3 protein-coding genes are annotated in these 17,188 nt (G+C 61.0%); all 3 read left to right on the top strand.

The genetic code is table 11. The features are described from left to right. Window positions 1-33 precede the first annotated feature (33 nt). Window positions 34-5,262, top strand: a complete 5,229-nt coding sequence (locus AC1DWA_RS32345; protein WP_477917536.1) for an amino acid adenylation domain-containing protein — start codon at window positions 34-36, stop codon at window positions 5,260-5,262. Window positions 5,263-5,355: 93 nt separating this feature from the next. Next, window positions 5,356-16,662, top strand: coding sequence for a non-ribosomal peptide synthetase (locus AC1DWA_RS32340; protein WP_477917534.1), 11,307 nt, complete (start codon window positions 5,356-5,358; stop codon window positions 16,660-16,662). Continuing rightward, window positions 16,602-17,188: phosphopantetheine-binding protein (locus AC1DWA_RS32335; protein WP_477917532.1), on the top strand; the 587-nt coding region annotated here is incomplete at its 3' end. The genes AC1DWA_RS32340 and AC1DWA_RS32335, both read left to right, overlap by 61 nt.

Here is a 17,188-nt window from a genome sequence, read left to right as displayed (position 1 = left end):
GTGGGTGTGGGGGAGCGGTTGGCGTCGTATATGGTGCCGTCGCAGTTTGTGGTGTTGGATGCGTTGCCGYTGAATGCKTCGGGGAAGTTGGATCGGAAGTTGTTGCCGGAGCCGGTGTTCGAGGTTGCGGTGTTCMGGGCTCCGGTGACGGCGGTGGAGGAGATYGTCGCGTCGGTGTYTGCCGAGGTGTTGGGTGTTGATCGTGTGGGTCTCGATRACGATTTCTTCGAGCTCGGCGGCAACTCCCTCAATGCCACTCGCACGATCAAACGAATCGCCGATGCTCTCGACACCGAACTTTCGGTTCGAGTTCTGTTCGAGGCGTCCACGGTGCAGGATCTCGCAGCGCACGCCGAAAGCCGGACCGGGTCGGGTGGGCGAGTCGCGCTGACCGCGGTCGAGCGGCCAGAGCGGATCCCGCTTTCGTTGGCGCAGCAGCGTATGTGGTTCCTCAACCGATTCGACGGGAGTGCAGCGGCATACAACATCCCGATGGCGCTGCGCCTTCAGGGCGATCTTGACGTCTCGGCGCTGAGCGCGGCGATTTCTGATGTGATCGGGCGGCACGAATCACTTCGAACCGTCTACCCGGAAATCGGAGACGGTCCGGTGCAGGTCGTCAAGCCCGTGTCGAGTTGGTCGGACGAAATCGTCGCAGAACCGACTGGCGTGGACGAACTCGAAGGTGAGTTGGTCGCGCTGGCGTCGACGCGCTTCGACGTCACACGCGAGATTCCGATTCGTATCCGGTTGTTCCAGTTGGCTTCCGACGAATACGTACTCGGTGTCGCGATTCATCATATTTCCGCCGACGGTTCCTCGATGGCACCGTTCGCTCGGGATGTCGTGACCGCATACGCCTCGCGGGTTGCCGGGTACACACCGTCCTGGGCTCCTCTCGACGTTCAGTACGCCGACTACAGCCTGTGGCAGCGAGAGGTGCTGGGCAGTGAGGAAGACGCGGGATCTATTGCTTCGCAGCAGATTGCGTACTGGAGCAATGCTCTTGCCGGGCTGCCTGATCAGCTTGCACTTCCCGCCGACCGGCCGCGCCCCGCGACGCAGTCCTTCCGCGGCGGTTACCTGCACTTCGATATCGATGCAGAGTTGCATGCTCGGCTGAGCGGTCTTGCCAGGGCAAACAATTCGACGCTGTTCATGCTCACGCACACTGCGTTCGCGATGCTGTTGGCTCGACTGTCCGGAACCGAGGACATCGCGGTGGGTACGCCCATTGCCGGACGCGGTGAGCGGGCACTCGACGATCTCATCGGCATGTTCGTGAACACCTTGGTGTTCCGTACGCAGATCGACAGCGGTGCGCCGTTCTTCGACCTGCTCGGACGTGTCAGGGAGACCGACCTTCAAGCGTTCGCACATTCGGACGTTCCGTTCGAGCGACTCGTGGAGGTGCTCAACCCTCCGCGTTCGACCGCTCGTCATCCGCTCTATCAGGTCGGCTTCCTGTTCCAGAACATGGAAACCGGAGGGCTTGAGCTTCCGGGACTCACCGTCAAGGGTGTCGATATCGACAATGGGGTCGCGCAGTTCGATCTTCAGTTGATCGTCAGTGATCGTTACGACGCCAACGGATCTGCAGCCGGCATCACGTCGATGTTCAGCTACGCGCATGATCTGTTCGACGAGTCGACCGTGCAGGACTTCGCCGATCGATTCGTGCGATTGCTCGGGGAGATCGCGTCGGATCCGTCGTTGACCGTAGGCGACTTCGCGCTGATGGATTCGTCCGAGAGCGACCGGATCCTGAACCGCTGGAACGACACCGATCACCCCGTCCCGGGAGCCACTCTGGTCGAACTGTTCGACGAGCAGGTCGGTTCGAACCCAGGTGCGGTGGCATTGGTCGCCGGGAACACGTCGCTGACCTACGCCGAGTTCGATGCACGTGTCAACCGTCTCGCACGCCATCTGATTGCAACCGGTGTCGGTCCTGAGTCGTTGGTCGCGTTGGCAATCGAGCGATCGGTCGAACTGTTGGTCGCCATGTACGCGGTGGTGAAGGCAGGTGGTGGATACGTACCGATCGATCCGAACCACCCGGCCGATCGCATCGAGTACGTGTTGACCATGGCAGATCCGGTCTGCGTCCTCACTACCTCGACCACTGCGAAGAATCCGGCGTTCGGTGATTCTGTGATCGAGATGGACACGATCGATCTCGCGTCCTACGCGGACGCGATGGTTACCGATGGGGATCGCAGTGCTCCACTGCGAGCGGGCAACACCGCCTACGTGATCTTCACGTCGGGATCGACGGGGCGACCGAAGGGCGTCGCGATCTCGCATCAGGCGGTGGTCAACCAGATTCTCTGGAAGCGCGATCAGTACAGCCTGGACCGATCCGATGCGATGGTGCTCAAGACCGCGGCAACGTTCGACCTCTCGGTCTGGGAGTTCTGGTCGGCACTGACTTCCGGTGCACGACTGGTGATTGCCGAACCCGAAGGTCACAAGGACCCGAGCTACCTGCTCGACCTGATGACCCGGGAGAAGATCACGACGCTCCACGTGGTGCCGTCGATGCTCGCGATGTTGCAGTCGGCATCGGAAAATGGCCTTCCGGAATCACTTCGTCAGGTGCTTGCGATCGGTGAAGCGTTGCCGGCCGCGACCGTGACCGAGTTCGCAGAACTCAGCGACGCGCAGTTGGTGAATCTGTACGGTCCGACCGAGGCCGCAGTCTCGGTGACAGCGCACGTCGTCGGTTCGGACGATACGACCTCGGTGCCGATCGGTGCCCCCGAATGGAACACGCAGGTGTTCGTGCTCGACACACGTTTGCATCCGGTCCCCGTCGGAGTCACCGGGGAGCTTTACCTCGCCGGTGCCCAGCTTGCTCGCGGCTATCACGGGCGCGCGGATCTGACGTCGGAACGATTTGTGGCCAACGTCTTCGGTGACGCGGGTTCGCGGTTGTACCGCACGGGCGACCTCGTCCGGTGGACGGAGAACGGCGAACTCGACTACGTGGAGCGCGCCGACTTCCAGGTCAAGATCCGTGGCTACCGCATCGAACTCGGTGAGATCGAAGCGCTTCTTCGCAAGCAGGCCAGTGTGGACTCCGCGGTGGTGGTGGCCAAGTCGGATGCGCGTACCGGTGATCGACTTGTCGGCTACGTCGTTCCTCAAAGCGGGGAAAGCATCGATGTCGAAACCTTGAAGCGGACTCTTGTGGCTGAGTTGCCGAGTTACATGGTGCCGGCGGCATTGATGGTCTTGGACGAACTACCGCTCAACATCAACGGCAAGGTCGATCGCAAAGCCCTGCCCGACCCCGAATTCGAGGCGACCGAATTCCGTGCGCCGACCAACCCCGTCGAAGAGATCGTGGCGGGTGTGTTCGCTGACGTACTCGGTGTGGCGAGGGTCGGACTCGACGACGACTTCTTCGAGCTCGGCGGAAACTCTCTCGTCGCGACGCAGGTCGTGTCGAGGCTGGGTGAGGCGTTGGACGCGCAGATTCCGGTCCGCGTGATCTTCGAGGCGTCGACTGTCGGGGCATTGGCGTCGAGGGTTCTCGAACACGCGGGATCGGGTGGCCGCCCACCGTTGGTGGCCCAGGTGCGTCCGCACGAGATCCCGCTGTCGTTGGCGCAGCAACGTATGTGGGTGCTCAATCAGTTCGACAAGACCTCGGGTGCGTACAACATCCCGGTCGCGATCCGGCTGTCCGGCGCTCTCGATGTCGACGCACTTCACTCCGCGGTGTCGGATCTGATCGAGCGTCACGAAGTGCTCCGGACGGTATACCCGGACCGGGGCAACGGACCGGTTCAGATGATCCTGCCTCGCTCCGCAGCGACGGTAGGACTGGAAGTGATCGCAACCGACGAAGCGTCTGTCGCCGAGCAGGTGGCTGACACAGTTCGCGAGGGCTTCGATGTCACGACAGCCGTTCCGTTGCGAATCCGTCTCTTCGAGGTCGACGAATCCGAGCGGGTCCTCGTCGTTGTCATTCACCACATCAGCGGTGACGGCTTCTCGATGGCTCCGTTGATCAGAGACACCATGGTTGCGTACACCGCACGTACCGGCGGGGAGACGCCGGAGTGGGCTCCGCTCGAGGTGCAGTACGCCGACTACACGCTGTGGCAGCGTGATGTCCTCGGATCGCCGGAGGACGCGGACAGTCAGCTGGGCCGTCAACTCGCGTACTGGGTGAACGAGCTCAAGGGCACTCCGGAGCTTCTGGAACTGCCGACCGACCGGCCGCGGCCGGCGCGGGCCAGCATGCGCGGTGCGGAATTCGAGTTTGCCGTCGATTCCGAGACCACCAACCGGCTCGCGACGATCGCACGGGAGCAGAACTCGACAGTCTTCATGGTGGTTCACACTGCCCTGGCCGTGCTGCTGGCGAAGATGAGTGGATCGAACGACATCGCAATCGGGACGCCGATCGCGGGTCGAGGTGAGCGGGCGCTCGACGATCTTGTCGGGATGTTCGTCAACACGTTGGTCTTGCGAACAGAGATCGCGCCTGCTTCGACGTTCGTCGACGTTCTGGCACACGTGAAGGACAAGGACTTGTCGGCATTCGCCAATGCCGACGTACCGTTCGAGCGGTTGGTCGACGAACTGGGGCGAGAGCGCTCTCACGCATACTCGCCGCTCTTCCAGGTCATGCTCACCTTCCAGAACATGGCTCTCGGTACGTTCCAGCTCCCGGGCCTCGAGCTCTCTGCGGTCGACAGCGGTTTCGACCAGGCGATGTTCGATCTGCAGCTCACCGGTATCGAGCAATTCGACGATGCCGGGGTGCTGTCCGGGCTGAGGATGCGTTTCACCTATGCGACCGACCTGTTCGACGAATCGACCATCGCGCTTTTTGCGGCGCGATTCGGGCGGGTGCTCGAAGAACTGGTGACCGATCCCGGGGTCGTGATTCGCACGATCGACATCGTGACCGAGCAGGAACGCGAGGAAGCGAGCGCTGCCGAGCCGAAGTCCGCGGCAGACCTACCCGAACTGGCAGCCGCAGCGGCGGCCGCCGATCCTGAGGCAATTGCGTTCACCCACGGTGATCAGGCTGTCACCTTCGGTGAGTTGTCGACCAAGCTCGTTGCCATGCGTACCGCCATGGGGGCTGCTCTCGCCCCCGATGCTCTGGTTTCTGTGTCGCTCGCCGGACTTGTTCCGGGCATCCTGCCGGCACTTGGCGTCGACGGTCTCGCCACACTTGTGAGCTCGGTGGTAGCTGACGCACAGTCGGTGTCAGCGGGCCGTGGGGGTACGGCCGGGTAACATTCAGTATTTGCCCAGTGAACGCCTCCGGCCGAGCAGAACGCTGTGCTCGGCCGGGGCGCACTTCACGAAAGTCAGTTGGAGGAAGTGTAGATGTCCGTCGGTATTCCGGGACCGCAGTCGCTGACGATCGAAGATCTGCCGAAGTTGGTGGCTGCAGTTGCGGCGGTAGATCCTGATCGTGTGGCTCTGAGCCACGGTGGAACCGAAATCAGCTACGGACGACTCAATGACGAGTTGGTCACTCTCGACACCGCGATGGGTGGGGCATTGGGGGCGGATGCCCTGGTTCCTGTTGTCGTTTCCACGGTGCTGCCAGAGCTGATCGGCAGCGAGGCCGACGGTCTCGGCGCGGTGGTCGACCGTCTCATCACCGACGGCACTTCGATCGTCGAGGTCGCGTCGGAGTCCGATGCACACGTGACCCTCGCAGGACTCTTCGACGAGCAGGTCGAGCGGACGCCGGATGCGCTCGCGCTGGATTACGCCGGAACGCAGCTCACCTACGCGCAGTTCGACGCGCGAGCGAACCGCCTGGCCCGTGAACTCGTCGCGGCAGGTGTCGGACCGGACAGCCTCGTCGGTCTCGCGATGCGTCGTCATCCTGCCGACCGTCTCGCTTACGTACTCGAGATCGCGAAGCCCACGGCTGTGCTCACACGTACGTCCGATGCCGTGGTGCTGCCGCACGGTACGCCCACGCTCGACGTCGACACCCTCGACTTGTCGGGTCGTGCCGAGACAACTGTCACCGACGCCGACCGGTTGGCGCCGCTGCGCGCGGACAACACTGCGTATGTCATCTTCACGTCCGGATCGACCGGACGCCCCAAAGGCGTTGCAGTCTCTCACCGTGCCATCGTCGCGAACCTGCAATGGCGTCAGACCGAGTACGGATTCACTGCCGACGACGTGATCTTGCAGAAGACGCCCTTCACTTTCGATGTGTCCGTGTGGGAGTTCTTCTGGCCGCTGCAGGTCGGTGCATCGCTGGTGATCGCGGAACCCGACGGACATCGTGATCCGGTGTACGTGGCTCGCACGATGATCGAGCGCGGAGTGACGGCGGTGCACTTCGTGCCGTCGATGCTCGCCGTGTTCGTCACCGAACCCCTTGTTGCGCAGGTCAAAACCCTTCGCTACGTGTTCGCTTCCGGTGAGGCGTTGCCGGCTCGAACCGCGGCACGTCTGCGCGAGGTCAGCAGTGCTGGACTCCACAATCTGTACGGCCCGACCGAGGCTGCCGTCGACGTGACTTATTACGAAACCGGTGAGCGAGATCAGGTGTCCGTGCCGATCGGCGCGGCCGTGGCAGACACCGAACTCCTGGTGCTCGACGACGCGCTCCGGCCGTCGCCTTCAGGAGTGGCAGGAGAGCTCTATCTTGCCGGGATTCAGCTGGCCAGGGGATACGTGTCGCGTCCCGATCTCACGGCAGACCGTTTCGTGGCTCGGCCGGGCACTACCGACGGATCGCGGATGTATCGAACCGGAGACCTGGTGCGTTGGCGCGGCGTCGGAGCGAACCGCCAGCTCGAATACATCGGTCGCACTGACTTTCAGGTCAAGCTCCGCGGTCTGCGCATCGAACTCGGTGAGATCGAGGCGGCACTGCTCGATTGTGAAGGTGTTTCCCAAGCCGTGGTGATCGTCCATTCGGACGAAACGATCGGTGACAACTTGGTCGCGTACATCGTCGGCGAGGGCATCGATTCAGAGATTCTGACGTCGTCGCTGGGTGAACGGCTACCCGACTACATGGTCCCTGCCATGTTCGTCGAACTGGACGAGTTTCCGCTCAATGCCAGCGGCAAGCTGGATCGAAAAGCCTTGCCCGCACCCGAATTCGTGTCGAAGACGGTCGAGTTCCGCGAGCCTGCGACACCCACCGAAGCCGGCGTGGTCGCGATCTTTGCCGATCTACTCGGGCAGGATCGGGTAGGGGCAGACGACGGCTTCTTCGAACTGGGCGGCAACTCGTTGCTCGCCACTCGCGTGGTTGCGCGGATCAATGCCGAACACGGCATCTCCATCGACATGCGCAACTTCTTCGACGCACCCACCGCCGCAGAACTTGCCGTCTTCATCGACGAAGCGAAAATCTCAGAAGACCGCAAGGCTCACGTTCCCCTGATCCCTCGCGAGCGCCCCGAGTTGGTTCCGCTGTCTTTGGCGCAGCAGCGCATGTGGTTCCTCAACCGATTCGAACCAGAATCGGCAGTCGACCACATTCCGGTCGCGCTGCGTCTCAGCGGAGCGCTCGATGTCGATGCCTTGCAGGGCGCGCTCGAAGATTTGATCGAGCGGCACGAGATCCTTCGAACCGTGTACCCGGAGGTCGACGGCGTCGGATATCAGCGCTTGGTCGACCTTGCAGCCGTGGTACCGAACCTGACTCCCATACGGGTAGACGAGTCGGCGATCGTCGAGCGCGTGACCGACTTCGTTACCCCGGGGTTCGACGTGACCACCGAGGTTCCGATTCGGGCGGCACTCTTCCAACCCACCGCCGACGAATTCGTCCTCGTGTTCGTCGTCCATCACATCAGCGGTGACGGGTTCTCCATGGGACCGTTGACCAAGGACATCGTTTCGTCCTATGTGTCTCGGACACAGGGAATTGCGCATGATCTGGCTCCGCTGCCCGTACAGTTCGCCGACTTTGCACTGTGGCAGCGCGAAGTTCTCGGCAGTGAGGACGACCCGGATTCTCTGATCACTCGCCAGGTCGACTACTGGCGCCACGCGTTGGCCGGTATCCCCGATCAGCTCGATCTTCCGTCGGACCGCCCGCGCCCGCGCGTCGCGTCGAACCGGGGAGCCGGGCACACATTCACGATCGAGCCTGACCTTCACCAGGCTCTCAATCGAATTGCGCTGGACAACAACGCATCCCTGTTCATGGTGTTGCACAGTGCCGTGGCGATTCTGCTGGCGCGGTTGTCCGGGACTTCGGACATCGTGATCGGCACACCGGTCGCCGGTCGAGGCGATCAAGCTCTCGACGACCTGATCGGAATGTTCGTCAACACACTCGTCCTCCGCACGGAGGTTGATCTCGAAGCTTCGGCACGGGACATGATTTCGCGGGCGCGCGAATCCGACCTCAGCGGCTTCGGGCACGCCGATGTGCCATTCGAACGACTGGTGGAGGTACTCAACCCCGCCCGGTCTCAGGCACGGAACCCGTTGTTCCAGGTGATGCTCTCGCTGCAGAACTTGGGACAGAGCATGCAGCAAAGTCTGGAGGTTCCGGGACTGCGCATTTCCGGACTGGACGTAGAGTCGTCGGCCGCGAAGTTCGACCTCCAATTCACTGTGTGGGAATCGGACACCGCGGACAAGGTCGGTGGTTTGACCGTCGCACTGGTCTATGCGACCGACCTGTTCGACGAGTCGTCTGCCAAATCAATCGGAAAGCGGTTGATTTCAGTTCTCGAAGCAATGGTTGCCGATCCCTCGGTGCGGGTTGGCGATGTGGATATGTTCGATTCGGGTGAGCGATCTTTGGTGCTCGAGTCGTGGAATGGCACTGCGCATGAGGTTGCGGATGTGTCGTTGGTGGACGTGTTCGATGCTCAGGTGGAGGCGTCGCCGGATGCGGTAGCTGTGTCGTTCGAGGGTGTTTCGCTGTCATATGCGGAGTTCGATTCGCGGGTGAATCGTCTTGCCCGGTACCTGGTTTCGGTGGGTGTGGGGCCGGAGTCGTTGGTGGGTGTTGCGGTACGTCGGTCGGTTGATTTGTTGGTTGCGGTTTACGGCGTGCTCAAGGCTGGCGGTGGGTATGTTCCGGTAGATCCGGATCAGCCTGCGGAGCGCAATGCGTACGTGTTGGAGTCGGCGTCGCCGGTATGCGTGATCAGTACCTCTGACGTTGGATTCGATGCCGGTGTGGTGCCGGTGGTCGAGGTTGATGTTGTTGATGTGTCTGGTTTTTCGGATAACCCTGTTTCGGATATTGATCGGGTCTCGCCTTTGCTGTCGGGGAATGCGGCGTATGTGATTTTCACGTCGGGGTCGACGGGACGTCCGAAGGGCGTGTCGGTTTCGCATGCGGCGATTGTGAATCGGTTGGCGTGGATGCAGGACGAGTACGGGTTGGATTCGTCGGATGTGGTGTTGCAGAAGACGCCGTTCACGTTCGATGTGTCGGTGTGGGAGTTGTTCTGGCCGTTGCAGGTTGGTGCTCGGTTGGTGGTGGCCGTGCCGGATGGGCATCGTGATCCGCGGTATTTGACGTCGGTCATTGTGGGGGAGGGTGTGACGACGGTGCATTTCGTGCCGTCGATGCTCGAGGTTTTCGTGACGGATTCGTCTGTGGCTGGGTGTGTTTCGTTGACTCGGGTGTTCGCGTCAGGTGAGGCGTTGCCGGCGAGTGTTGTTGCCGACGTGTGGGCTGTGTTGCCGGGTGTCGGGGTGCACAATTTGTATGGTCCGACCGAGGCTGCGGTGGATGTGACGTTCCACGAGGTGGTGCCGGAGGATGTTCTGGGGGTGCCGATCGGTGCTCCGGTATGGAATACGCAGGTGTTTGTTCTGGACTCTCGATTGAGTCCGGTGCCGGTAGGTGTTGCGGGTGAGCTGTATCTGGCGGGTGTTCAGCTGGCTCGTGGATATGTGGGTCGGCCGGATTTGTCGTCGGATCGATTTGTGGCGAATCCGTTCTCGGGTGATGGTGGGCGGATGTATCGCTCGGGTGATGTGGTGCGGTGGACTGCGTCGGGCGAGTTGGAGTACATCGGTCGTAGTGACTTTCAGGTGAAGTTGCACGGTTTGCGGATCGAGCTCGGTGAGATCGAGTCGGTGATTCGTGAGCACGAGTCGGTGTCGTCGGTAGTTGTGGTTGTGCGTGAGGATGTGTTGGTTGCGTACGTTACGGCCGCTGGTGGTGTGGTGGACGTTGACGAGTTGAAGAGAGTTGTTGCGGGTCGGCTGCCGGGTTACATGGTGCCGGCGGTGGTGATGGTGCTGGATGAGTTGCCGTTGGGTGTGTCGGGGAAGTTGGATCGGAAACTTCTTCCGGATCCGGTGTTCGTGGCGCGCGAGTTTCGGGCACCGTCGAGTGTCGCCGAAATCGCTGTGGCCGGCGTCTTCGGAGATGTTCTCCGGTTGGAACAGGTCGGTCTGGATGACGACTTCTTCGAGCTCGGCGGAAACTCTTTGGTCGCAACGCAGTTGGTGGCTCGCGTAGGTCAAGCGCTCGACACTCAGGTTCCGGTGAGAGTGTTGTTCGAGGCTTCGACCGTCGAAGGTTTGGCAGCGCAGGTTGAGTTGATCGCAGGGGCAGGAGGGAGGGCCGCGCTCGTGGCCCGCCCACGGCCGGCGTTGATCCCACTCTCACTAGCTCAGCAGCGAATGTGGTTCCTCAGCCGCTTCGATCCTGATTCTGCCGTCAATAACATTCCGATCGCCTTGAATATTAAAGGCGCCCTGAATGTTTCGGCGCTGAGTCATGCGATTTCGGATGTAATCGAACGCCACGAATCGCTCCGGACCGTCTACCCGGAGCAAGGTGGGCAAGGGCAGCAGGTAGTCCTCCCGTCGTCCGAGGTGCCGGTTGAACTGACACCGAAGGTCATCGACGCCTCACGCGTTCACAACGAACTTCTGAGTTTCGCGCTCCAGGGTTTCGACGTGACGTCAACCGTTCCGGTTCGCGTCGGGTTGTTCGAACTTGCTGAGAATTCGTACGTTCTGGCCTTCGTTGTGCATCACATCGCAGCGGACGGGTTCTCGATGCGTCCGCTGACTCGGGATGTCATGGTTGCCTACGCCGCTCGGGTTTCGAACGGCGTTCCGAATTGGACTCCGCTCGAGGTGCAGTACGCCGATTATGCACTCTGGCAGCGGGAGGTCCTCGGCGACGAGGACGACCCGAGTTCGTTGATCTCGGCTCAGCTGGACCACTGGCGCTCCGTCCTCCGTGATTCTCCGGAAGTGCTTGCGTTACCAGCTGACCGATCCCGCCCGGTCGTCGCCTCGAATCGTGGCGCTACGTATCGCTTCTCCGTCAGCGAAGAGATTCGGTCGAGCTTGGACTCACTCGCACGCGAGCGGAACGCGTCGCTGTTCATGGTGATGCATTCGGCCCTCGCCGTGCTTCTCGCAAGGTTGTCCGGTACCAGTGACATCGTGATCGGTACTCCGGTTGCAGGGCGAGGCGAAAAGGCGCTCGACGATGTGATCGGTATGTTCGTGAATACGCTGGTCCTGCGGACTCCTGTCGACCTCGCCAGTCCGTTCGGTGCGCTCGTCTCGGCAACGCGGAGGACGGACCTTCAGGCGCTCGGCAACGGCGATGTTCCGTTCGAGCGATTGGTCGAGGTACTGGACCCCACCCGATCGCAGGCACATCACCCGCTGTTCCAGGTCGCGCTGTTCTTTCAGAACATGTCCCAGGATGCGTTGGAGCTTTCGGGGTTGGAGGTGTCGGGCCTCGAGTTCGATGCCGGTATCGCGAAATTCGATCTTCAACTTACTCTCGCTCCCCGTGTCGAAGATGCGCTCGAAGACGGCATGTTCGCCGAGTTCGCATACGCCACAGATCTGTTCGACGAGTCGACGATTCGTGGATTCGCCGATCGGTTCACCAGGATCCTCGAGCAGGTGGTCGTGGATCCGTCGATCACTGTGGGTGACATCGATCTGTTGGAGGAGACCGAGCGCGAGTCGCTGTTGACTGCGCGCAACTCCACCGCACGTGACGTCGGGAACAGTGAGACATTGGCTTCGCTGTTCGACACTCGCGTTGCGTTGGCGCCCGATGCTGTTGCCGTGGTGTTCGACGGCCAGTCGCTGACCTATGGCGAGGTGTCCGATCGTGTGAACAAATTGGCACGCAAGCTGATAGACGATGGTGTTGGGCCCGAGTCGTTGGTGGCCTTGGCGATGCGTCGGTCGCTCGATCTCGTAGTGGGTATGTACGCGGTGATCGCCGCGGGCGGAGCCTACGTGCCATTGGATCCCGATCACCCCGCCGAGCGGATCGGGCACATCCTCACGACGGCCGATCCAGTCTGTGTGCTGTCGACGACGAGGGACGCTTTCGTAGCGCCGAACGGCGCCGACGTGCTGTTGATCGATGCTGCTGACCTCTCGAGCTATTCGCCTTCCGTCGTTTCCGATGCTGATCGTCGTGGACGACTGCGTGATGTGAATGCCGCCTACGTGATCTTCACCTCGGGTTCCACGGGCAAGCCCAAGGGCGTTGCGGTCTCGCATCACGCCATCGTGAACCAGGTCCTGTGGATGCAGGATCAGTACGCCATCGGCACAGAAGATGTCTATCTGCAAAAGACTGCAACGACATTCGACGTCTCGTTGTGGGGATACTTCACCGCGCTTCTGTCCGGTACGAGAGTGGTGCTGGCATCTCACGACGGACATCGAGATCCCGCGTATCTGGCTGGTCTGATCGAAGATCATCGGGTGACGCTGACGGACTTCGTTCCGTCGATGTTGACCGTCTTCGCGGCTTCGGTTCCAGAGCAGGCGTTGGTGTCGCTGAGGGACGTCTTCGTGATCGGTGAGGCGTTGCCGGTGGAGACGGTACGTGCATTCGCTCAGGTTTCGTCTGCAAGCCTGCACAATGTGTACGGCCCAACCGAGGCTGCGGTCTCGATCACCTACTACGAGGTCGATGGATCGGAATCGACAGGGATTCCGATCGGGGTGCCCGAGTGGAACTCGCAGGTCTACGTGTTGGACAGTCGGTTGCAGCCGGTGCCGGTAGGCGTTGCAGGTGAGCTGTATCTGGCCGGTGATCAACTGGCGCGCGGTTACGTCGCGCGACCCGATCTCACCAGTGATCGATTTGTCGCGAACCCATTTGTGGAGGCGAGCGACACGAACGGTGAAATCAATCCCGGTGGCAGTCGGATGTATCGCACCGGGGACCTGGTGTGGTGGAACACCGCAGGCGAACTCGAGTATGTCGGGCGTACCGATTTTCAGGTCAAATTCCGTGGTCAGAGGATCGAGCTGGGTGAGATCGAGTCAGCTCTGCTGGCGCATTCGACGGTAGCTCAGTGCGTGGTCACTGTGGCATCCACCGATATGGGCGATCAGCTGGTCGCATATGTGATCGCTGTCCCGGATTCTGTGATCGACGTAGAAGTCCTGAGGAATGCGCTTCCTGAATCGCTACCTGTCTACATGATTCCGAACGCGATCATGGTCTTGGACGAGTTGCCTCTGAATTCCTCTGGGAAGTTGGATCGGAAGTTGTTGCCGGAGCCGGTGTTCGAGGTTGCGGTGTTCCGGGCCCCGGTCACGCCGGTAGAACAAATTGTCGCTTCTGTTTTCTCGGCGGTACTCGGGGTCGAGCGAGTGGGTCTGGATGACGATTTCTTCGCACTCGGCGGAAACTCTTTGATTGCTACTCGAATGGCAGCGCGGTTGGGGCAGGCGCTCGATGCGCAGGTTCCGGTGCGGGTGTTGTTCGAGGCGTCGTCGGTGGAGTTGTTGGCTGCGCGGATGGAGTCGGAGATCGGTTCGGGTGCGCGGGCGGCGTTGACTGCTCGGGTGCGCCCGGAGCGGGTGCCGTTGTCCCTTGCACAGCAACGGATGTGGTTTCTGAACCAACTCGACCCAGAGTCGCCGGTCTACAATGTTCCTCTCGCGATCCGGCTTTCAGGGAAGCTGGACGTGGCGGGGCTGAAAGCTGCTGTTTCCGATGTCCTGGCACGGCACGAGTCGCTCAGAACGTTGTACCCAAGCGATACAGATGGACCAATGCAGGTAATTGTTCCACCCGAAGATGTCGTGCTGGACTTGAGTCCAGTCGAGGTCGACGCCGAGTCTGTAATGCTGCGCCTATCAGAGGTTGTCGGACAGGGATTCGACGTCGGTGCTGAGGTCCCCGTTCGAGCGAAACTGTTCAGCCTTGGCTCTGACAACTACGTGTTGGTTGTCGTGATCCACCACGTTGCCGGAGACGGTTCCTCGGTCGGTCCACTCGGGCGCGATGTCATGGTCGCGTATGAGGCCCGATCTCGGGGCGTAGTTCCGGGGTGGGCGCCTCTCGGAGTGCAGTATGCGGACTATGCGTTGTGGCAACGCGAGATGTTGGGCTCGGACGGCGACCCGGATTCGATCGCGTCGAAGCAGATTGCGTACTGGCAAGCGCAGTTGGCTGACGTTCCCCCAGTCCTTAATCTCCCCTTGGATCGTGCCAGGCCGGCGATTCAGTCATTGCGCGGAGCGACAGTCGATTTCACGGTCGATGCACGCCTTCATTCAGGCTTGTCGAGGCTCGCAGAGGGCCACAACGTGACTGTCTTCATGGTCATTCACGCGGCGGTGGCTGTTTTGATGTCCAGACTGAGCAGTTCTCCGGACGTGGTCCTTGGTACTCCTGTCGCAGGACGCGGCGAGGCCGAACTCGACGATCTGATTGGTATGTTCGTCAACACGCTGGTCTTACGCACGAACGTCGAAGCGTCGGAAGGATTCGGTTCGTTCCTGGAGCAGGTGCGTGAAATCGATCTATCGGCGTTTGCCAATGCGGATGTGCCGTTCGAGTGGTTGGTGGATGAGATCGACCCCGTGCGTTCTACTGCGCATTCACCGCTGTTCCAGGTTTTGTTGGTGTTCCAGAACTTTGCGCAAACGCAGTTCGTGTTGCCAGAACTCACGATTTCCGGGATCGAAGCGGACTCGGGAACGGCGAAATACGACCTTCAGATCACTCTGTCCGAGGTCATCAGCGAGTCGGGAGAACCCTCGGGGATGCACGGGTCGTTCAACTACGCAACCGACCTGTTCGACGAATCAACGGTGTTGGAATTCGTCGATCGTCTGTTGCGAATTCTGAACACAGTGTCCGCAACTCCGGACGTACTGGTGGGTGATATTCCCGTACTCTCACAGAGCGAGAGTGAACAGGTACTGGCACAAGCTGTTTCGGCCGGTTCTTTGTGCTCGGACAATGCAACGCTGGTCTCGTTGTTCGACGAGCAGGTTGCGCGGACGCCTAACTCTGTCGCGTTGGCCATGGACGGAATTGAACTTACGTATGCGGAGTTCGATGCCAAGGTCAATCAACTCGCGCGTCACCTCATTTCCGAAGGAGTCGGACCTGAGCAGTTGGTCGGTGTGGCGATGCGTCGGAGCATTGACCTCGTGGTTGCGATCTACGCCGTTCTGAAGGCTGGGGGCGCCTACGTTCCTATCGATCCAGATCATCCAGCAGAACGCACCGAGTACGTCGTCGAGGCGGCGGATCCGGTACTGATTCTGACTACCGCTCGCGATCAGTTCGCGTCGACGGGTCGACGGATGGTGACTGTCGAGGCTCTGAACTTGGACGGGTTCCCATCTCGCCGGATAGCCGACTCTGAACGCAATTCGCCTTTGCGATCGGAAAACACGGCGTATCTGATCTTCACTTCAGGTTCGACAGGTCGCCCCAAGGGCGTTGCGATTACACACAGCGCAACGGTGAACCAGTTGGTGTGGGCTCAGGCGACCTACAGGCTTGATCGCTCGGATGTGGTACTGCACAAAACGCCGATCACCTTCGACATTTCGGTCTGGGAATTGTTCTGGACTCTCCAAACTGGAGCGAAACTGGTCATCGCGGTTCCCGACGGACACCGGGACGCAGATTATCTTGCGAAAACCATTGCGCAAGAGCGGGTCACGACGGTGCATTTCGTTCCGTCGATGTTGAACGCATTCATGTCCGCGGTGCCCGCGCCGCTGCCGGAGTCGGTGCGTCGCGTCTTTGTCGCAGGAGAGGCGTTGAGCGCCGACACCGTACGCCGATTCAGCGGGTACGCGTCGGCGAGCCTGCACAACTGGTACGGGCCTGCCGAGGTCGAGGTGGTAACAGCTTGGGAGGCGACTCCTGAGGCGGTGGTCGTCCCGATCGGTTCGCCCGTCGCTAACACGTCCACTGTTGTGCTTGACGGCCGGTTGGCGCCAGTGCCGGTGGGTGTGGCCGGTGAACTGTATTTGGGTGGACCGCAGGTGGCTCGTGCATATCACGGTGAGCCTGCTATGACGGCGCTGCGATTTGTCGCCGATCCATTCGGATCAGCCGGCGCCAGGTTGTACCGCACCGGAGATTTGGTTCGACGGACCAAATCGGGGGAGCTGGAGTACATCGGCCGTAGCGATTTCCAGGTGAAGTTGCGTGGTCAGCGGATCGAACTGGGTGAGATCGAATCAGCCCTGCTCACACATGAGAACGTCAACGACGCCGTCGTCGTGATGCACTCTGACTCCAAGTCGGGTGACAGCTTGGTTGCGTATGTGGTGCCGGCGTCGGGTGCGGTGGTTGATGTTGTGGCGCTTACGGATTCGCTGCGTGCGGTGTTGCCGTCGTACATGGTAAGTTGGATCGGAAGTTGTTGCCGGAGCCGGTGTTCGAGGTTGCGGTGTTCCGGGCTCCGGTGACGGCGGTGGAGGAGATTGTCGCGTCGGTGTTCGGGGATGTTCTCGGGGTCGAGCGTGTCGGGTTGGATGATGATTTCTTTGCTTTGGGTGGTAATTCTTTGATTGCTACTCGGGTGGCGGCKCGGTTGGGGCAGGCGTTGGATGCGCAGGTTCCGGTGCGGGTGTTGTTCGAGGCGTCGTCGGTGGAGTTGTTGGCTGCTCGGGTGGAGTCGGAGGTTGGTTCGGGTGCGCGGGCGGCGTTGAYKGCTCGGGTGCGTCCGGAGCKGGTGCCGTTGTCGTTGGCGCAGCAGCGGATGTGGTTCTTGAACCGWTTCGATACGTTGTCGTCGGCGAACAATATTCCGGTGGCGATTCGGTTGTCGGGGTTGTTGGATGTGGCGGCGTTGGATGCTGCGGTGTCGGATGTTGTTGGTCGGCATGAGATTTTGCGGACGGTGTATCCGGAGGTCGACGGTGTCGGCTTCCAGGAGGTGTTGTCTGCGGATCGGGTGCGGTTGGATTTGTCGCCGGTGGCGGTGTCGGAGTC

Source organism: Rhodococcus sp. P4_F3_2 (assembly GCF_056401335.1).
The sequence above is the reverse complement of the archived record's forward strand: the minus strand, read 5'-3'. Positions and strand labels throughout refer to the sequence as shown.